The sequence below is a fragment of the Providencia lanzhouensis genome, from assembly GCF_050469745.1.
GTDB classification, from domain to species: domain Bacteria; phylum Pseudomonadota; class Gammaproteobacteria; order Enterobacterales; family Enterobacteriaceae; genus Providencia; species Providencia lanzhouensis.
Map to the genome: position 1 here is coordinate 127,357 of NZ_CP174123.1, position 20,212 is coordinate 147,568.

The window sequence follows — 20,212 nt, forward strand, 5'->3', positions numbered from 1 at the left end:
TACTTACTCGCAAGTTTCATTTAATAAAATAAGACTCAATGCTTTTTTGTCATCAGGAATGTTGTACGTTACGTGGCAATCGCCTAATTGCTGGGCAACGGATAGAGTGCCATTCAATTGTTCAACTCGAGCGTATATCTGATTTCCTTGTCCTACTAATCCAACGACTTGTTTGTTGGCATCATAAACGTCTGCACCCAGAGGTAATGATATAGATTGAGGTATAGAAATAAGGATAGGATAACCTACGGATGTATTAAACTTCAGTTTTACGTTGGCACCTGCGTAAGGTGCAATTTTTTGGGAGTTTTCAGCTAATGCAACATGATTATCCTCAATTTCTTTACTGTCTAAGCCAACGTTATTGTATTGATAAGGGATGAGAGACGGGATAATTGCATATCCGAACCTATCAATTGAAGCGCCAGAACCATTAATCACTCTAGCCCCTTTAGCGCCTTGCGCTTCAACTAACGCAAATGTGTCGCTAACATACGGACCCATGGTGACTCCTCCACCATGAGCAACGATGGCTCCCCTAGCAGAAAGGCTGCCTTGAGTATAATTTTCACCTTTAGATACACTGCCGGAAATTGTCGCTTCAGGAAATTGTTTCGTTAAATGAATTCCTGAGCTTACATTTCTATTATTCGCATCATAGTCGGCATTCACGCTGTAACTGAGTGTTTGGTCTTCTCCCATAATTCCAGATAGGTTGGCTTGATAGCTGGAATTACTGTCGCTATTTGTACCACCGAGCATCAGCATAGGAGAGTCATAGCTCCCTCCCAGAGGGACTGAAACCGTGAACATCACGATTTTATCGGTTTTTGAATTATCACGTTGATCACTATACGTGTAATTGTCGTTAACATGTCCAACTTTTTGTTGGCTATAAACAATACTGTATCCAATATTTTTATATGTGTTTGAATACCCTAGTTGGAATTGAGTATCGCGTTCACGGTTACCATAATAATTATTGATTGAACCCGATGTAAAAACTTGTCCCCACTCCCCTAAAGATTGGTTGATGTGTAGCACCATTTGGCTTTCTTGTTTATAGGTATTGGAGTTCCAGACTTCATTTTCTGATTTCATTCCTCTCACACCTAAAACATCAGCTAATTCACGAAACCCTTCAGTTGAATATTTATAGCCAGCTAATGTAATAATCGTATTTGTTGTCGACAAAGTACGGCTGTAATTTATGCCAACTCGCGCGCCCTGATGAGTTTCACCATTGATATCAGCATTAGAAAAGGCGGATTGTAGCCCAAAAGCACCAAATTGAGTCGCAAGTACTGTTCCAACAGAAGCCGCATAGTATTTATCTGCTGCACGGATACCACTGCTTAGCGTTAGCATGTTTGTTAAACCATGCTGAAAAGATGCATCAACAAACCGATTATTTATTCGGTTGAAATTCTTCAATTCACCCATCGCGATAGCATAGCGAGTATATCCTGGGCGAACAGACTCAGGTACGGCAGAGAAAGGCACAACAAATGATGTTACCTTGTCATTTGCTTCTTGAACTTCAACAAGCAGGTCGCCTTCATAGCTGGTTGGGTATAAATCTGTGATTTCAAATTGGCCTGGAGATACCGTCGTTTGGTAGATTTCAACGCCATTTTGCTTTACTGAGACGCGAGCGGTTGTTGTGGCGACACCACGGATAACGGGCGCATATCCTTTTTGCGAGTCAGGCAGCATCCGATCATCTGAAATTAACTGAATGCCTCTAAATGAAAGGCTGCCAAAAATTGAACCAGCGGTAGATATTTCACCAACTAACAATTGCGATTTTAGTGAAACAATAGGACGTTGCAGATAAGTTCTTATCCAATTAAATTTCGTTTTTTTGCCATTATTATTTTCTGTCGATGTGTAATTCATTGATGCTTGTTGGCGAAACTGCCATAAACCTAAATTTATTCCCCCGTTGAAACTGGCAAACGCATAATCAGAGTTGTACCCTTTGGACTTATTTTTGTAATAGTTGGTATCATAATTAGCGAAAAGCATCGCTGTTCCAGCATTTAAGCTACTTTCCGGGACAAATCCTTTAGCATCTTGTTTGATATAAATCTGTGGAATGAGGAGATTTAATCTTAAATTAGAAGAGTCAAAACTCACTTTAGCGTCAGGGATAATGTCTTGAATAAACAAGCATTGGGCGGATTCTGTTTCTATGGAAGCATTGGCTTTTTTGAGCAAAATGCCCATAGACTCTAATTCTTCAGGTGAAAAACATGGAGAGGTGGTATCTGTCTTATCTAACTTGAACTCAACCTCTTTTTTTTCATAGAAGTTACTGTTAACAAAAAGATTGACTAAATATTGCCCTGTTGGGACATAGTTATTCTCACTAAATTTATTAATATCAATATTTTGCCCTCCACCTAGTAACATACTTTGGTCAAAGACAAATGATTGCTCATGATGTTGAGCATTAGCTTTAGAGATAAATAAAACAGCAATAAAGCAATAAGATGCAATCTTGTATTTAAACGATAGGTTTTCTCTCCTTAAATAGGAACAACGTCTGATTGTCATCTTATTTTTATCCACTAATTATATTTATACGTGTATTCGACATTACCACCCAAATCGTTGGTAAATGAGAATATGACTTTGTCTTGCTTTGAATTTATGGTTTTTTCATCTTTAAGCGGCAATTTTTTACTGGCAAATGGCGGGATCATTGTTGGTATTAATTCTATTTTTTCACCTGCTTGACCGAATACTTTTACAGAGTTCAATGATAAAAAATAAGGTGAGTTGTTCTTAACTTCGATACCTGAAGACGTTATGCCTGAAAATGAGATATGTTTCCCTATGTCATCGGCTCCTGAGGAGAGTGATGTTGGACGGTAGAAAATTTTAATACGATGGCGAATTAAAAAAGAAAGTTCATTCTCACTTGAAGCAGCATCGCGAGGAGGAATTTGCACTAAATTTAAATAAAATAGGGATTCCTTATCTTGAGGTAAACTTCCTCCGGTATAAATTAAGTTCGCGTCTCTACCTGTATTTGGCTCAATACGAAATACTGTCGGTTGAACAATGAAAGGGCCATCTGCATCGGCTGGTGTTGAATTCGGATTATCGATATCCGTCCAGATTTGCATGATATAGGGGGTATTGTCGTTATTCTTTAATTTTAATGTTTCTGACTTGGTATCTGACAGATAAACAACACGAGTTTTTAACATCGTGACAGATGCTGATGCGCTTGAAACAAAGGCAAAAATAAAAAGAATAAAAAAAATAAATTTTTTCATTATTTGGCTCTTTTTATAAAAACAATCTCTCTTCTTTTTGAGAAGAGAGATTAGGGGCTTAATTATAAGAAATAGAATATTGAACACTTCCTAACACAGTACCCGCTTCAGCCTGACCTTCAGCATAATAACGAACGGCATAGTCATGAGTTGCCGATTTTTCATTTTGTTTTAATACTAATCCAGCATTAGATTTAGTACCTGTTACATCAAGTGCGGCTTTACTACCAGTTGGTTCAATGAGTTCTAAAGAAACATTAGTTGCCGTACCAGTATTACCAACGCGGTTACTGGATGTAATATTGTTAGCAACAAAAATGGTGTTGATATTTGTATCTGTAGTTGTCGATCCTGTACAGCCACTCACTGCGATGGTAAATGGTGTTTCACCAGCAGTACTACCTGATGATGCTAGGTCTTTCTTTGATACTGTTGGCAATAAAACAACAGGTAACGCGGTGTTTCCATTAATTGTTACAGTACATGTTTCATCAGCAACTTCGCCTTGAAAACGTATTGTATTATTAGAAGCAGCTATTGCATTAGAAGAAACAATACAGGCTGCGATAACTAAATATTTATTCATGATTACATTCTCTCCATTCAAAAATATGTAATTTTTATTTGCTTACAAAAAAGTATTAAATTGATACAAGAAAAACTAATACATTATTTATTAAAGATGCTAAAAGCCATCTCATTAATAAGTTAATGAGAGATGTTTAAAGGAGATGTTTAATTTTTCTTTGTTAGGAAAATAAAGTTATGAGAATGAATTTCATTTCTTTATTATCGTTACCACATTTAAAAATGTATCCCTATAAATACAAGGAAATTTAAATCAAAAAAATATTAACATAACTAATACTCACTTAAAAGGTGTGAAAAACAAATTTAGGGATGTAAATACTTTCAATTTGAAACAATTAAACATATTTTGATACAAAATCTTAAAGCATAAAAATAATTAATGATAAATAAGTGATGCTTATTATTCTGAAAAATCAAAAGGCTAATTAAATAAGTAAAAATGAATCACTCTAAGTTAACTTAGTTAGACTAATTTAAATTTAGGATAAGTAGAAAAACGTATGTAATAAATTTTTTAGTAAAAAATGTTTCCGCCTAAAAATTAAGATAATTCTTAATTCGTTATATAGAAAAGTAATAAAAAGCAATTTTTGATGGTGCATCTAATAAGGTGACTCGCTTTCTATGTACCTTATATTTCTTTTTGAATGTATCTGAATGTTGAGATGAAAATAATTTAAATTGTTGGTGGTGTTGTTGTATTTAGTTGTTTTTATTGGAGTTATATTCGGTTTTTAATTTTTTATTGATTGGGTTTTCTTGGGGGAGGTAATGATTATTTTTAATATATTAAATACTCGTTTTATTGGTAAAAATATGTCTTAAACATGAAGTTTAATAAGACTTAAGACTTAAGACTTAAGACTTAATACTTTAGTTTTAAAAGTCAGTAAGAGAATTTTAATAGTGATACTGAAGGGTATTAATAGCATCTCATTTAATGTATGACCCTTGATTAAAATTCAATGCTAATATTTAGTATCAGCCAGTTATATTAAGGTAACTAAATTATATTGATTAAACCATTATCGCATTAAAATTAACTAATTAATTTGGTAATGATAAAATAATATGCTAGTTTTGATTTTGTGAGGGTAATGTTTAAGTTTATTATTTAATGTTAATTTTATGATGTAATTTTGTTTCTTAATGCTTGAGGTTTTTTAAAATAACATTTTATGGTGAAGAGATACAAAGGACTTCCCAATGAAATATAAAATTATCTACAAAGACCAAATTATTGGGATGAGCGAACTTGAAAAAAGTGACCCGCCAATGGGATTTGTCTTTGGTGAATTAGTACCAACACCGTTTTATAAACCCAATATCAGTACCGTGAGCTGCAAACTGTATTGCAGTGATACCCATGAAGAGATCCTTTGTAAATCTATCATGATTGAAGATCATTCAGACAAGTTTGGTGAGCAATACATCGAGGTAACGGTTTTAGTCGAGTCAGCAGAAGAGTTCGAGAAATTTTTTAAGCATCATCTAGACGCTTATGAAGAACAATTTATCTCAGAATAATAGTGGAGAATGGCTGTAACCATCTCTTTAGATGCAATTTAAAGAGATGGTTAATTTTTAAAGGGAAGGAAAATAATTTAAATGATGATCAGCCGCTTTAGTTATTATTTAGAATAATCACTGTTTGACCAGAAAACTCACCTAGGTTATTCCCAATCAATGGTGACGGTAGCAGTGGCGGAGGCTGCGCCAATTTTAAAGCCTTCTCCAAGCGCACAGAGGCTAAAACGGTAAGGGACTTGGTGTGAACCGACGGTAAGTCCGCCTAAATCCACGACATTTCCTGGTTCAGGGTTTGTGCTGGGATCAAAATATATTCCGTCGGAGCTGCATGCTGATTTGATTGATTTAATTGACGCTCGTACGGTTGCAGGAGCAACTTCACCAGTGGCATCCATCGTCATTTTTAAGTCATTTGCATAACCTTGAGTGTTTCCCTTAAGTGTTAATTTAGCGGGAGAATGAGCGCCATTATCTCCAGTGCAGTTGATCATGAAATTCCCATCAGCCACCCCTAAAACATCCTTACGATTCCCTCCTGGTGTACCGGAAGTATTGCCTCCCCAATCCCAAACATTGACCTTACCGAAATCAATCTTAGGCGGGGTGTTAATGGTACACATCATTGGTTTCTCAATAGTAATAGTGCTATTACTAATAGTAAAAATTTTCGAGGCAATAGAACCCGACTCTTTACGCCAATAATAGTCGGGGATCACATAAGTACCAGCTGACGCTGATGGTGAAATATACAAAGAGTAACGTACATTGACACTGCTTGCCCCTGTATATTGATTATCTGACGGTGGTACAACCCCTGATGAACATAATCCAGTACTAAGGATATTCAGAGTATTAGTCAAACTATATGGAACACCACCACTTCCATTAAAACTAATAGTAAAGTTTTTTGTTGCGTTTGAATTAGTCGTTGCCTTAGTGGTACCTGTAACAGCACCATCAATTATCAATAATATTCCCTCTGCAATTTTTAACCCACTATATCCATCAATCGTAGTAAATGTAGGATAGTTTTCCGGATACGAACAACTACCACTATTACTGATTGTTGATATAGATATTGCGGTAGGGTAAACGTAATTATAAGGCGACCAATTACCACCCCCTACTTCAAGATTTTCGCTTTGCAATCCGACATCAGGTATCAAAGTACTTTTGCCTGATATGGCGGACCAAGTTTCTGCTGCGATAGCTATATTATAGTGACTACTGAAAATATAAAAAATTGCTAATATGTAAGACCTTAATATCATTAACTTACTTTTCTCATACAACAATTTCCAAGCCGTGCCCAAATAAGTGTTATTACGAGAATACGATTCATTCTTATGCATAATAGTGCTCCTCCGCTGGTGTCTGTCGCCAGCATTTTTGATGATCTAATTGCATTATTTTTCTCCTACTGGTGACTATAACTAACGCGTTTCTGGTGTATTCGATACCATAGGCTGAGCTTGCGGTTGCCCACTGACACAGCGATAAGAGACTTGGCGGATTGGCATATCCGCAGAGACGTCCACATGGCGCAAATCGAATTTCACCTGACATTGCTGTGCGGCGGTCTCTCCCCACTTCACTAACAATTCCCCGGTTTCTGGTAATCCCGTCAGGTACACCTGCCCGGCATCCCCCACAATGCTGCTAATGTTGTCAGCGCTGTTATCGGACGTTAAGGTGGCAATTGCCCCAAATGGCACATACTTGGCACCCTGTTTTAAGGTCATGAGCACTTGGTAGCCGATACGGGTACGGAAACTGGCTTTCACCACTGCGCCTTTGGTGGGGTAAACGTTGGTATTGGATTGCGGTAAATCGACGTTTTCAGGCAGCGTGCTTGGGTCTAAGCCAATGCTGTTTTTGTTATAGTCGGAAAGATAAGGTGCCACGGCATAGCCTCGCCAATCGGTCACGGCGGTTCCGCCATTAACACTGACCCCTTCGGCGCCCGGCGCGCTGATAAGCGCAACTGAATCCCCCATAGAGCGGCTTAATGTCAGCCCTTCGGCGTGCAGTAATGCGCCGCCGCTGGCATTCATATTGATTGACTGGGAATTATTGCTATAGCTATAACCGGTACTGATACTGCCTTTATCGCCTTGGTAGCCTGCATTTAGGTTGGTGTTCGCGATTTGCCCTTTATTTCCCCAGCTTTGTGACGCGCCATACGACAGCTTGCCATCCATAAAGCTGCCGCTCAGGCCGCTATTATTTTGCGTGCGTCCATTTTGGTCATGACTCATGGAGTAGGTGGCATAAATGGACTGCAAATCACGGTCTTGGGTAAACACACTGAACGGCACGCTTAAGTTAAAAGAGAGCTGGCGGTTTTCCGGCCAGTTATTGCGGCTGTCTTTCACGCGGTCGATATTGTAGTTCACACCGTAACTGACCCCTTTAAAGCTGTTGCTGTAGCCCATGGATAAACCCGTTAAGGTTCGGCTGCTGCCCCAGTAATCATCGCGGTTAGCACGAAAATGCAGTGAGCCATACTGTTGCATCTGTTGGCTGAGCTGGGTTTGGAAGCTGCTGCGACGACGCTGTAAAGTCCACGGGCTAAGACCCTCTTCAAGGCGATAACCTTGGCTGTTAAATTCGCTAAAATTATAGAAATGCTCGGTGGAGTAACGTAATGCGGTTAAATCCACCGACGTGCCGGTTGCCATTAAGCTTTTTGAATAACGGATACGGTAAGATTGCCCCGTTTTTCGCTCGCTAGAGCTGGTAACTGGGTTGGAATAAGTAAATTTAGCCGATGAGTGCGTGACGTCCGTGGAGACAGCACCGAAGTCACCTAAAGAGACTCCTGTTCCCACACTCAGAGATTGATAATCTTTTGCCAGCAAGGCGCCGCCATACACCGTGACATCGTTATGCAGCCCATAGACAGCGGTACCGAGAATAAAGTCAGAACGACGTGAGCTGGTGGTCAAGTTACCGTTATAGCGACCGGAGGCCACTTCGTATTTCCAGCCGCCGGGGCGCAGCATCACGGGTAAAGATGAGTAGGGCACCACAAACTGGCGTTCAGCGCCATCGGCTTCGGTGACTGTGACGTCATAATCCCCGGATAAGCCCGCTTGCTGGATATCATTGATATAAAAGGGCCCTGGAGCCACATAGGCTTCATACACGATATTGCCATTTTGGCGAATAGTGACGCGAGCGTTGCTGTTGGCAACACCACTGATCGCCGGCGCATAGCCGCGTAATTGGCTTGGCAGCATTTGCTCGTTAGAGGTTAGCTGCACGCCCTTAAAGGGCACACCATCAAACACATCGCTGCCCGTGCTGCTTTCACCGACTAACAATGTCGAGCGTAATGCCCGAATATCCCGTGATAGGGTGGTATTGGAAAAGTAGGTTTGGGTGTTGGTCGTGGCCGATTGGTTCTCGCTCCCGCTGTATTCGAAACGGGAATGGGTGAGGTTACTGCGCAGACGCCACGGCCCTGCATTGGCACCCAAGCGTGCGGACGCAAAGACGTTGGTATTTTGGTTTTTTTTGCCGTGATCATAGCGACTGGTGGTGCGACCTGCACTGACGTTATAGTTCGCCATGAGCGCCGGAATCCCATCGTCCCATAATGACGGATCGGCATTACGATTGACTTGAGATTGCATCGCCACTTGCGGCACGCTGATGTTTAATCGTAAGCGTGACAAATCTAATCGGGTTGTCGCTTGTGGGATCAGGGCGCCTAAATCTGAAATAAACTCGCCGTTAGGTAAGTCTTTCAGGACAGGAATTTGCGACACATTGACCCCAAATGTGTCGAGCTGCTCAGGGGTTAATTCCGGTGCGATTTCACCGTGGGTATTTTTGATAAAATTAAGCGTAAATTGCCCCACGTCCTGTTGGTTCACAAATACGGAAACGGTGTATTCCCCTTCAGCAACGCCACCGGCTTGTGAGAAGGCGGATAAATCCACGTCTGTGTTTTCACCTGCAACCCCTAAAAAACTGGGATCAAAGTAATCTTCGGCCTGTGTTGGAGCGACCGCCAATAGCAATACACACGCCAGCGGGTGATAACGGAAAAAAGGATTTTTTGGCTGGTGTTCAGCAATTTTATGGGCTTTTTTCATGGTCTTCCTTTATCTTGCGAATGCAAGAATCCCCCCGTTGCCAATGCGCATCGGGTGAATGTGTTTATCTGTCGGGTGTGGTTACATTGCTGAGAGTTGGCGTGTTCTCATTTTGTCGGTTCCGCCATCGTCTTCCATGAGCTGCCAATGAATGTCGCTTCCCATATGGCTGGCATCAAGGGGCCACTGCGCCTCCCCAAAGGGGGGGATCATGCGTGAGGAACTTAAATTCAGGGCGTTCTTCCCCACCGACAGTGACGCTAACGTGACATAAAAAGGCGTCGGGTTTTTCAGGGTTAGCGTGTTTTTTGTACGCTGAAATTGCAGCTGTTCGGCGATGTTGTCGAGATGATGTTCCGGTAATCCCGCGGGGCGATAAAACAGCTTCAGATTATTTTGTACGGCAAGGATCATTTGCGCGCCTTCCGCCGCCTCTTTTGATTGCGCGGGGATGGCTGTCAGTGACAACTGCGCAATCGACTCTTTATCTTGCGCGAGTAAATGATGTTTTTGAAGAATGCGCAATGTGAGTGTTTCACCCGGTTCGAAGCGCTGTAACGGCGGTAAAGCAATGAATGCCGTCAAATTTTCATCGGCGGCTTCGGTATTCTCGTTCGCCGTTTTGCTTGATGAATTTCCTTCCCACGGTAATAAGCGTGCCTGTAATAAATACGGTATCGCCGTATTATTGGTGATAGTGTACGTCACCCCGTTTTTGGCATCATGGGGGTAGATAATACGGGTTGAATGCAGTGTCAGCCCATTAATTTGGTCTTGGATGTTATTTGCCCATACAGTCTGGGTAAAAAGTGAAGCCAATAGGGCAATCCCGCCAATCAGGCGATACAACGCAGGTTTTTTAATCTTCAATAACTTAATGTTGTTCATCGCGAATATCTCCTGATTGAACCTTCCCCTGATACGCGGGGCTCATATCCCCATAATCCGTAATCACTCTCCACTCTGCACGTGTAGCACCGCCTTTGACGGGGTAAATTTGGGTGGAGAAGGGCGCAATCATGGGGCCCAGTTCTCGTACATCAATGGGATGCTGATCCACGCTCAATTGCGCCAACGTGATGTAATACGGCGTTGGGTTACGGACTTCGAGCTGTTGACCTTGCTGGCGAAAAACCAGTTGGCTTGAGGCGGTTTCGACGCTCATGGGTAACCCTTTCGGGCGATAAAACAGCTTGATAACGTTGCGGATCCCCACCGAAACTTGCGCACTGGTCATCTCACCTTCGGGGGCATTCGCTTTTGTGGTGGAAGGGATCGCTAATAAGCTTAAATAAAACACGGATTCTCGGTCTGTCGGCAGCTCTGCGGTACCATTACGCACAATGAGCAGCGTATTTTGGCTCTCTTTTTCTAAGCGAGACATGGGTGGGGTCACAATAAACGGGGGCGCGGGTTTGTGGGCATTCCCCTCAGGCGTATTGAGGACATCGGCTTTGATTAAGTAAACCTGCGGGCTGCTATTTTTGATGGCAATTCTGGCATTTGGGTTTGCCGCATCGAACACGACACGCGTTTGAGCCAAGCGTAAACCGCCTTCAGTAGCGGAAGCCAAGGCTGAAAAAACACCCCATATCAATACAATAATAAGCGTGTGAGAGTAAGAAAAACGATTCGAAAACATACTGATTACCCAATTAGTCATATACGAAGCTAAACGTGACGGTTGCGATAAGTTCACCGTTTTGCAAATTGTCACTGGCCGTGCAGGTGCCGCAGGCCAGCACAGCAGTAAAATCAAGCGAGCTGTTTAATCTTGCGACATCGCTGGTTCCATCCGATGGCCATGTCTTGATGGTGATCACCTCATTGCCGGGTTTCGCAGTATTGTCATTGGCATTAAAAAGCGTATTTCCGGGGGTGGATAGCCTGACGCCATAGCCTTTTGCGGTGCTGGATGCATCGGCATACAGCGATTCATTGTTATCTGCGGTGAACGTGTTCCCTTTGACCGCAATTCTGGGTGTTAAAAAATAGCCCTGGCACCCTGAGAGGGTTAACGTGAATCCGCTACGTTGCGGATTTTTCAGAATTTCATCGTAGGGCAGTGGTGCGCCATTGTTATACGTGACGGTATTTGGCACCGTCACATCGCAGCTACCGCCATAAAAAAAGGCGGAAAAGGAGAGGGTGGTTGAGGCACTGCCTGCCTGTAATTCACTGGCTGGTAATAGCAACCCTACAATCACGCTAAAGAAAGACAGTTTTCGTATCATTGTTATTAACGGCCTTCAAAATCAGTGATAGAAAAAATTAAATGTTAATGAGGCGGTTAACTCGCCGCCTTGTAAGTTATTGGCAGTACAGGTTCCACAACTGACGGTTGCCTTCAGTGGGATGGTTCCATTCAATGTGCTGGCAAAGGTTTTATTCCATTCTTTGGTGGTGAGAGCCGTGATTTTTTTATCCGTTGCCAGGTTGTCACTACCTTCGAAGTTAGTATTGCCAGCCGTCGACAATAAAATGCCATAGCCTGTACTGGTGCTGCCGGGACTCACAAACAGCGCTTCACCGGAGGCACTATCGGTGTCCCCTTCGAGGGTTATCGAGGGGGTTAACCCGTAACCTTTACAGCCAAGAATGGTGAGGTCAAAGGTTTCGCTGATATCACTGGTGGTGGTGATCTCTTCAGCAGGAATAAGATCCCCGTTACGGATCGAAACAGTTGAGGGCGCGGTAATTTGGCAGCCACCACCGACAATGCTGGCACTGATTTTAGTGGTGGCCGAGGTTGCCGCTATCGCGGATTGCCCCAGACTTGCCGCATACAATGCAGTGGGGATGAGCAGGGAATAGAGTGACTTTTGAGTCAGTGTCATGATGATTTCCTATTTTTAGGTCTTACTGAAAAATAAGGTTAAACGTCAATGAGGCTGAGAATTCACCAGGAATGGCTTCCCCATCCACGGGCCCCACTAACCCTACGAGAAAAGTCTCTTCGGTTTGGTGATGGTTCTCTTTGGTCAGTGGCGTTAAGGCAATCTGTTCACCGCGTTTAAAGGCTTTGCTTGTGTCATAAAAATCACTCAGGGAGAGCGGCGTGCCATCACTGAGGCGTAACATAAACCCTGTGCTATTTGGGGTACCATCCAAGAAAATCGTGCTTTCGTTATAGGGGGTATTTCCCTGTAATGTAATTTTTGGGGTCAGATTGCCCGTTTTATCCACACAGATAAATTGCGCTTTCAAGGGCTTAATTTGATGGGTGGTCACTGCGCCTTGAAAATCGGATGTGCGCATCGGGGTAAATTGCAATGAGTTAGGAATGCGAATTTCACACCCAACATCATCGGTAATGAGCGCTCTAATCTCGGTTTTTTCGGCCAGTGCCATGTGCCATCCGTTAAGTAACATGGCGAAAAAAAACATGCATAATTTATTGAATTTGCGCATGAAACTCGTCCTTTCCGCCATAGTCATTAATGGCTTTCCATTCAACCGAGCCTTGTCGTTGAACATGGGAATAGGTGATGCTGCTAAACGGCGCAATCATGTTATTTCCCTTTTTGGTACTCAGAGAAACGGGCTTATTGGCAATTTTTAAGCTGTCTAAGGTGATGTAGTACGGGGACGGATTGGACACTTGAACCCCATTATTTACACTCGAAAATTTCAGCGATTTCATGGCTTGTGGCTGGGTCATGCCTAACTGATTCGGGCGATAAAACAGCTTAATGATGTTTCCCGTCGACACTTGTACGGCACCATCAATATGATTTTGTGGGGCATTCAATCCTTTTTCGCTGGTCGGCATGGCGATGGTACGAAAATAAAAAACAGATTCTTTATCTTGCGGGAGCGCCACACTGTTTTTCATTATACGGACTTGATTGGTCGACCCTTTTTCTAAGCGGAATAAGGAGGGCGTCACCACAAAAGGGGTTTCTCCTTGCTCGCCATAAGGGTCACGCAACATTTGTGCTTTGACTAAATAAGGCGTGAGTGATTGATTCGAGCTGGTTATCCCCACACTTTTTCCGGTGGCGTTATCACTTTCTGAAAAGATAATTCGAGTGGTGTCGATAGCGATCCCGGCTATCGATGAACCTGATAGCAATAGCAAGCCACCGCAGATCCCTTGCATAAATCGGTTATTTCGCATTTGTCTATCCTCATAGTTTTCGTGGCAGAATATAGGTAAGACGGAGCCCGCCTTACCTCAATCGACTGAGTTAATTAAATCGAATTAGTCAACGATATAAGCCACTAAGATGGGTGCGCTGTAGGAACCTGCTTCAGGTGCATCTGTTGTTGTTGCCATACCAACTTTGAAGGTGTATTGCGCGTCAGTATTTTCTGCACCAATACCAAATGCGATTTTTTCGCCATTAGTGACAGTTTTATTCGCTTCGTTTTCAATCATAAAACCAACGGTTTTCGAATCGTCAGAAACAAAGAGGTTACGTTCGTTGTTACCTACGGAAGTAATCCCTTGAATGATCAAGTTGCCCTTTTCACCCTTGGTGCAACCGACTAAAGTCACTGGCATATCAACGGTTGTAGAGGACATTGCATTGACTGCGGTAAAGTCTGAACCTGCACCCACAGAGGTTTTTAAAACACCTACGTTTAAGACTGATTTACCGCCATTAATGGTGACATCACAGGTTGTGTTGGTCAGGATCCCTTGCAGAGTCACTTCTGCAGAAGGTGCTGCCATTGCATTTAAACTTACACAGGAAGCGCCAGCAAATAATGTTGTTAACGCTAATTTTTTAAAAGCCATATTGAAATTCCTTTATATATAAAAAACGAAATAAAACATACTTCAAGAAATCTGTGAAAGTGGTGATATCTTTACCCACATTCACAGTAAAAACAGATGCGCTCATTAAACTAACAGCAAGCGCATCTACAATGATTTTTCACTGATTTAATTTCTTTAATAAAAAAACAATAAATAGCTTTAAATACAGCTATTTTAGAAGCATTGATTAAAACAAATGGAAAATACCCATATGGAGTGGGTTTTTAAAATTGTTTTTTTATAGATTAAAAAACATTAATTTCAATTAATTATTTTTTAATTGAGAATGAATGATAATAAGTTTTAATTTAAGTGATTTTAAATTAAACGCTAATTTAGTGTTATTAATTCACTGTTATTTATTTTGAAATTAGAGCGCCATGTTGCTCAAATAATAAATTAAACTCATCGTAAAGCTCTGGTTCCTTGGCTTCTATGCGTTCAGAAACAAAGAAGAAGAACGATTCTAAAGATACACCCAAATAATGAAGTAAAAGACATAAGGTAGATAAAGTTATTTCACAGATACCATTTTCATAGCGTGAAATTTGTTGTTGGGAAACTCCAATGAGTGAGCCTAATTGTCTACCTGATAATAATTTTTTCCTTCTTAAGCTTGCAATTTCATCTGCGATAGCTTGAGAAAATGATTCTGTAATTCTCTCTATTTTTTTCAAACTCATCATAAACCTTAAATAAGAATCAATTTCAAAACATATTAAATAAAACAAATGCGTAAGCACATATCTGTTTTTATTTTTAAACAAATTAAGAGTAAAAAACAATAGGGTGAAATTTGACAATATTTCCAACCAAAGCATGATTTACACATTATCCTCAATGTGAGTTTGTTAAAATAAATAAATTACAAAAGGTTACGATATCCTTACTCGTAATATGGCTTAATGCGGCTTAATATGGTAGCGATAAATTCTATTATAATTCTTTTTTTGTAGGTAATTTTAGATTTATATGTCGTCAAAAATATATTTTCATAGTTACATTTTAAAAAATCAAAGAATATGAATGCATAACAATGAGGAATATAAAAATAACAATAAAATTCAGATGTATAGGCTATGCATTATTCAAGACATGCTTAGTAACAATTATGAATTCAAAAAATGAAATATACAAAATATGTCGAAATGTTATTTCGATTACATTTAATGACATTGAATTTGACTTAAGTTGTTGATGTTTGTGATTCAGATCACTTTAAGATGTATTGAAAATGACACATTCATTTAAGACGCGGGTTTTATTTATGGGGTTGAAACAAATTCAGATTATTGTTGGTCATACCGACATTTTTTGATGGGAATTGATGACATGATGTTTCCATCACTCATCAAGCAAGAATCGCAAAAGTAACCGAAAAGAAATCGAATTTGCAGGTATAATCTCTCCAATTTCATTCAACAGGCTTAGATACCCACATGGCAAAACTTACCTTACAAGAGCAAATGCTCCAAGCGGGACTCGTCACCAGTAAAAAAATGGCGAAAGTACAGCGCACAGCGAAGAAATCACGCGTGCAGGCTAGAGAAGCCAGAGAAGCGGTAGAAGAGAATAAAAAAGCGCAGCTTGAGCGCGATAAGCAACTGAGCGATCAACAAAAACAAGCGGCACTGACGAAAGAGTATAAAGCTCAGGTGAAGCAGCTGATTGAGATGAACAAAATTGACGTGGCGAAAGGCGATATCAGCTTTAACTTCACAGATAATAACCTCATCAAGCAAGTGACCGTCGATAAAACAACACAAAACCAACTTATTAGCGGCCGTCTCGCTATTGCGCGTTTAGCGACTGACAATCCAGAAATGAGCACTTACGCAATTATTCCTGCGAGTGTGGCGGATAAAATCGCTCAACGTGATGAAAGCAGCATCGTATTAAATAACGCCTTGAGTCAGGAAGAGCAGGATGAAGACGATCCGTACGCAGATTTTAAAATTCCTGACGATTTAATGTGGTAGTTGTTTAGAACGGGCTTTTGCTGTGTGCGTGAATGGATTTTCCAGTTATCGGATGAATAAAATTCAATTCACTGGCATGCAGCATCAGTCTCGGCGCAGGTTCAATATCTGCAAGCAGTAAGCCTCCATACAGATCGCATCCCAAAATAGGATGACCGAAAAGTTGGCTGTGAATGCGCAGCTGATGGGTTCGTCCTGTTTCTGGGATAAATTTCACCCTCGTCAGTGGCAACTTACGTCCATCGTCTAGCTCACGATAAAACCGCTCAATTACCTGATAATTGGAACGTGCCGGTTTACCGTGAGTCACGCAAATCGACATTCGGGGAAATAAAGCCGGATCTTTGGCTATCGGCGCATCTATCACACCATGATCATTTTCCACATGCCCACACAGTAACGCACTGTAGGCTTTCGTCACGGTTCGCTGGCTAAACTGTCGGCATAACTCTGCATTTATGGCTTTATTGCGAGCCACGACCATGACACCAGAAGTACCAAAATCAAGGCGGTGCACTAGGGTGCATTCAGGGAACAATTGAACGAGCCGGTAATGTACTGAATCGAGATTTTGTGGATTCTTTCCAGAGAGGCTCAGTAGCCCTGAAGGTTTATTGATAATAATAAGGTGCTCATCCTGCTCAATGATTTCAATGTCATCATGGCAAGGGGGCGCAATAAAGGTATCAATAATCGTCGACATCAGGTTATCCAGATAAAAAGTGGCTATGGATAATACCCAATTTTGCACTATCTGACGATAATGTTATTGGGTGTGTAAAACTAAAGGCGTAGTCTGGGCAGGCATTGTGTTTTATACTGCGCGCTGTGAAATTGAGTCAATATAGAAGGTGGTATGGCAATGAACGGAACAATCACAACGTGGTTTGAAGATAAAGGTTTTGGGTTTCTCAAAGATGAAAACGGGGATAACCGTTATTTTCATGTGATTAAAGTTGCCAACCCAGAACTGATTAAAAAAGGGGCGGCGGTTACGTTTGAGCCAACCACAAATAATAAAGGTTTATCCGCCTTTGCGGTTAAAGTGATCCCTGAAAGCAAATATATCTATATTGCTGGTGAGCGCATTAAGCTGACGGCTATCAAATCATTCCGTATCTATTATGAAGATGTTCCGGCAGATACACGTATTGATAAAGAAAATACCGTGTTATCGATTGGTGCATTAATGAACAGCATTAAACCTAAAACGAATATTAAGCCGGGGGCAACTCGAGCACTGAAAAAGCTAATTATTGAAACCCAGCATGGAACAACATTAACGTTCTCTGAAGATGAGATTGACGTGGATGAAACCATGAAACAGCTTAAAGGTGTTAAATAGCTTTCGACTGAACTAAAAAATCCTCCAACTCCATTGCCTCTCATTTAGAGGCAATGCTTTTCCAGCACTATTTGCGATACCCTTTCCTAAATTTGAATAAAAGATCAACAAATGATCTAAAAAGAGAATATTTTTAATAAGCAAACGCTACATATTAAGCAAGATGTATTAATATATGCGCGAACTGCATTCTGATACGTCCAATTTATAGCGCCTTTATGGCATACAATCTGGATTGTAAATATTATGATGCGAGTTGGTTGTTGTTAAGTTGGTAATCTAAATGAAAATTATTGCGGAATAACGAATTAAGCTGTAGAAATATATTTTTATATTGGTATATTACTCATCTCATGAGTTTTTTATTTTGCAAAAAACAATTTAGCTGTTTCAAATTGTAATTTGTTGTAATAAATGATGTATTTTATCTCGTTTTTATAGGATTTTACTCCTCCCACGTAAATTTTATTTTAAAAAAATAAAAAATATATTAAATAAATTGAACAACGCTTTATTTAATATATATCAGTTAGTTAATTCTACTTATCATATTAGGTGTACTCGCACTCGTTGTATCTTAATAAAGCCCGACGATCAATAAATTACTATTTGATAGGTGGTACCTATCAAAATAATCTTGTTCGATCGGTATAAACGTTTTTACTCTTATTTTAATGTATTTATTATTAATGGAAATTAAATAAATTGTTTCTTTATATTGGAGTGTGGTTAATGAAATCTAATATAATTAGTGGTCAGGTGGGAGCTTTTTTAAGAAAATCACGTAAAGAAAAGAACATGACGGGAAAGCAACTGGCGAAATTAATAGGAATCAGCCAGCAACAGATATCAAGATATGAAATGGGAATCACTGCGATTACTTTAGATCAGCTAGATGTTTTTTTAAATATTCTAGATAAACGATGGGTCGATGTCATTAAATATGTCGAAAAAGATACTGACTCTGAAAAAAGAATGGGTAATAAAGGAAGTGCGAGTAAATATACTTCCTGGGGAAATTACTCAACAAAAACCATCATAAATAACTGCTAATTTTTCCTCTTAAATTAGAAATAAAATAATCAGTTAATTCTGGTTATTTTATTAAGCATATTCTCTTGGAAATTCGATTGTTTTTTATAAAACACACAATGAATGTGTTTTTTATGCTATGCAATTAAATTTTTCTTCATGGATATTAAATAGAGAGAACAACATGTTAAATAAAAAAATGGCATCTGTTTTGCTATCAACAATTATTGCTGCTTCCTTTGCTACAGTTGCTAATGCTGACACGCGTACTGCTCAAGCGACAGCAACATGGCAAGCGACCGCAATTAAAGATACGACAAGTATGCTGGTTGTTACGCCATTAAAAAGCTTAACATTTAACTATGCAGAAGGTCAGAAAAGCTTTAACCAACAAAATGGCGCATTTGATATCGCTATTCAAGGTCAATCAGGTGCAACAGATTTTAAATTAGCATCAAAAATCATTTCTAACACTTTAGCGAGAACAACAGATGATTCTAAATTAACTGTTGGCGTTAAATGGAATGGTGAAGATCTGAATAAAACGACTGACACTGTGTTAATCGATACTTCAAAAGGCTTAACATCAGGTTTAGATAACTTAGCTGCAGATGGTATCTACAATGGTTCAGAGCGTGCAACTGACCGTGGTGAGTTCACCTTCGTTATCGCTAGCGCGGAAGCGGCTGGTGCAGCGACAGACTTCAAAGCACTGACCGACGGTTCATGGGATGGTGATGTTAAAGTTCAGTTCACTGCAACTTGGGATGGTACTTTCACACCAGCTCCTTAATTGATTATTTACGCTTAGTGAATAACTAATTTTCACGATAAAGATACTATAGGGAAATATTATCTTTATCGTTATCTTTTTTAAAATTAATAATTATGAAAAAAATAACACTAGCATTAGCTTTATTATCTATTCTCCCAATAAAAATGAGCTTGGCGGTTAATGTAGGTAATATTACTGAAATCATATCGTCAGATGAAGACTCATTAGCAAAAGAAATTGAAAATACAGTTAATACGGCAAGGCTCGTTAATTTAACTATCGAGAAAATAGACTCGCCACTTGAGAATGGAAAAGTCATTCCCGTTACGGATCCGAACGAAATATTATCAACCCCCGCTAATCTTATTTTGCCGGGGCAAGCAAAAGATGTTTTTAAAATTATTTATCAAGGTCCCAAAGACGATAAAGAACGTTATTACCGATTAAATTGGAAAGATGACCCTATTGGTGAAAGCGGTGTAACAAAAAGTGCAAAATCTGCCTCAGCGACAACGTCAGCAACCATTAGTACCATCTTGGTTGTTGCACCAAGAATTGAAAAATTTAATTACCAATATGCAAACTCTCAAGTTTCCAATATAGGGAATAGTTCATTTCGTGTGGTGGCATCAGGGCCATGTTTACCTGAAAAACAAAAATATAGCGTGGATGGTATTTGTCGTGAACGTTATTACCTCATGCCACATTTAGCTGTGAAACTACAGTTTGTCGATCTTAATAATAAAAAATCTAGCGTAGGTATTTGGCACAAAGGAGATTTCATTGTCGTCAAATAATTAATAAC

At 40.1% G+C, this 20,212-nt stretch carries 20 protein-coding genes; 6 read left to right on the top strand and 14 right to left on the bottom strand.

Annotation, left to right across the window (positions count from 1 at the left end):
* Positions 1–3 precede the first annotated feature (3 nt).
* From ACIH2S_RS00555 to ACIH2S_RS00565, 3 genes are read right to left on the bottom strand one after another with little or no spacing between them, the layout of a single operon-like run.
* Positions 4–2,559 carry a fimbria/pilus outer membrane usher protein gene (locus ACIH2S_RS00555; protein ID WP_051422589.1) on the bottom strand — a complete coding sequence of 852 codons (2,556 nt, stop codon included), beginning with the start codon at positions 2,557–2,559 and terminating at the stop codon, positions 4–6.
* Positions 2,560–2,573: 14 nt separating this feature from the next.
* Positions 2,574–3,287, bottom strand: a complete 714-nt coding sequence (locus ACIH2S_RS00560; protein WP_108479667.1) for a fimbrial biogenesis chaperone — start codon at positions 3,285–3,287, stop codon at positions 2,574–2,576.
* A gap of 58 nt (positions 3,288–3,345) precedes the next feature.
* A complete protein-coding gene (locus ACIH2S_RS00565; protein WP_036950066.1) occupies positions 3,346–3,873 on the bottom strand; it encodes a fimbrial protein in 528 nt (175 codons plus the stop codon).
* A 1,211-nt stretch (positions 3,874–5,084) separates the two neighbouring features.
* Here ACIH2S_RS00565 and ACIH2S_RS00570 point away from each other — a divergent pair.
* Positions 5,085–5,405 (top strand): hypothetical protein, encoded by a 321-nt coding sequence (locus ACIH2S_RS00570; RefSeq protein ID WP_108479666.1) that lies wholly within the window; start codon positions 5,085–5,087, stop codon positions 5,403–5,405.
* Between the two features lie 146 nt (positions 5,406–5,551).
* Here ACIH2S_RS00570 and ACIH2S_RS00575 read toward each other — a convergent pair whose 3' ends face one another.
* From ACIH2S_RS00575 to ACIH2S_RS00620, 10 genes are all read right to left on the bottom strand, one after another.
* The gene (locus ACIH2S_RS00575; protein WP_272536008.1) at positions 5,552–6,760 is read right to left on the bottom strand and encodes a hypothetical protein; all 1,209 of its coding nucleotides are present in this window, start codon (positions 6,758–6,760) and stop codon (positions 5,552–5,554) included.
* Positions 6,761–6,841: 81 nt separating this feature from the next.
* Positions 6,842–9,511, bottom strand: a complete 2,670-nt coding sequence (locus ACIH2S_RS00580; protein WP_430247909.1) for a fimbria/pilus outer membrane usher protein — start codon at positions 9,509–9,511, stop codon at positions 6,842–6,844.
* Positions 9,512–9,592: 81 nt separating this feature from the next.
* Positions 9,593–10,399 carry a fimbrial biogenesis chaperone gene (locus ACIH2S_RS00585; RefSeq protein WP_430247912.1) on the bottom strand — a complete coding sequence of 269 codons (807 nt, stop codon included), beginning with the start codon at positions 10,397–10,399 and terminating at the stop codon, positions 9,593–9,595.
* Positions 10,386–11,153: a fimbrial biogenesis chaperone gene (locus ACIH2S_RS00590; RefSeq protein WP_430247913.1), complete on the bottom strand. Its 768-nt coding sequence runs from the start codon at positions 11,151–11,153 to the stop codon at positions 10,386–10,388. The genes ACIH2S_RS00585 and ACIH2S_RS00590 overlap by 14 nt, the downstream gene beginning before the upstream one ends.
* A gap of 13 nt (positions 11,154–11,166) precedes the next feature.
* Positions 11,167–11,745, bottom strand: a complete 579-nt coding sequence (locus ACIH2S_RS00595) for a fimbrial protein (protein ID WP_108479723.1) — start codon at positions 11,743–11,745, stop codon at positions 11,167–11,169.
* Between the two features lie 21 nt (positions 11,746–11,766).
* Positions 11,767–12,348: a fimbrial protein gene (locus tag ACIH2S_RS00600; RefSeq protein WP_108479724.1), complete on the bottom strand. Its 582-nt coding sequence runs from the start codon at positions 12,346–12,348 to the stop codon at positions 11,767–11,769.
* 22 nt (positions 12,349–12,370) lie between these two features.
* A complete protein-coding gene (locus ACIH2S_RS00605; RefSeq protein ID WP_430247916.1) occupies positions 12,371–12,862 on the bottom strand; it encodes a fimbrial protein in 492 nt (163 codons plus the stop codon).
* 43 nt (positions 12,863–12,905) lie between these two features.
* Entirely contained in the window at positions 12,906–13,631 is a 726-nt protein-coding gene (locus ACIH2S_RS00610) for a fimbrial biogenesis chaperone (protein ID WP_108479733.1), read from the bottom strand.
* A gap of 84 nt (positions 13,632–13,715) precedes the next feature.
* Positions 13,716–14,255, bottom strand: coding sequence for a hypothetical protein (locus ACIH2S_RS00615; protein WP_036983819.1), 540 nt, complete (start codon positions 14,253–14,255; stop codon positions 13,716–13,718).
* 380 nt (positions 14,256–14,635) lie between these two features.
* Positions 14,636–15,097, bottom strand: a complete 462-nt coding sequence (locus ACIH2S_RS00620) for a helix-turn-helix domain-containing protein (protein WP_230082482.1) — start codon at positions 15,095–15,097, stop codon at positions 14,636–14,638.
* Positions 15,098–15,715: 618 nt separating this feature from the next.
* Between ACIH2S_RS00620 and ACIH2S_RS00625 the strand changes: the two genes are divergently transcribed.
* A complete protein-coding gene (locus ACIH2S_RS00625; protein WP_036950360.1) occupies positions 15,716–16,255 on the top strand; it encodes a DUF2058 domain-containing protein in 540 nt (179 codons plus the stop codon).
* 4 nt (positions 16,256–16,259) lie between these two features.
* On the opposite strand, the gene ACIH2S_RS00630 is transcribed toward ACIH2S_RS00625, so the two are convergent.
* The gene (locus tag ACIH2S_RS00630; protein WP_108478642.1) at positions 16,260–16,958 is read right to left on the bottom strand and encodes an RluA family pseudouridine synthase; all 699 of its coding nucleotides are present in this window, start codon (positions 16,956–16,958) and stop codon (positions 16,260–16,262) included.
* A 159-nt stretch (positions 16,959–17,117) separates the two neighbouring features.
* On the opposite strand from ACIH2S_RS00630, the gene ACIH2S_RS00635 reads away from it, so the two are divergent.
* The 4 genes from ACIH2S_RS00635 (at position 17,118) to ACIH2S_RS00650 (ending at position 20,204) form a co-directional block, all read left to right on the top strand.
* On the top strand, positions 17,118–17,600 hold the full coding sequence (locus tag ACIH2S_RS00635) for a cold-shock protein (RefSeq protein ID WP_181477794.1): 483 nt from the start codon (positions 17,118–17,120) through the stop codon (positions 17,598–17,600).
* Between the two features lie 732 nt (positions 17,601–18,332).
* Positions 18,333–18,653 carry a helix-turn-helix domain-containing protein gene (locus tag ACIH2S_RS00640; RefSeq protein WP_211887029.1) on the top strand — a complete coding sequence of 107 codons (321 nt, stop codon included), beginning with the start codon at positions 18,333–18,335 and terminating at the stop codon, positions 18,651–18,653.
* A 163-nt stretch (positions 18,654–18,816) separates the two neighbouring features.
* Positions 18,817–19,425, top strand: coding sequence for a common pilus major fimbrillin subunit EcpA (ecpA, locus tag ACIH2S_RS00645; protein WP_108478643.1), 609 nt, complete (start codon positions 18,817–18,819; stop codon positions 19,423–19,425).
* 95 nt (positions 19,426–19,520) lie between these two features.
* Positions 19,521–20,204, top strand: a complete 684-nt coding sequence (locus ACIH2S_RS00650; protein ID WP_132496815.1) for a hypothetical protein — start codon at positions 19,521–19,523, stop codon at positions 20,202–20,204.
* Positions 20,205–20,212 lie beyond the last annotated feature (8 nt).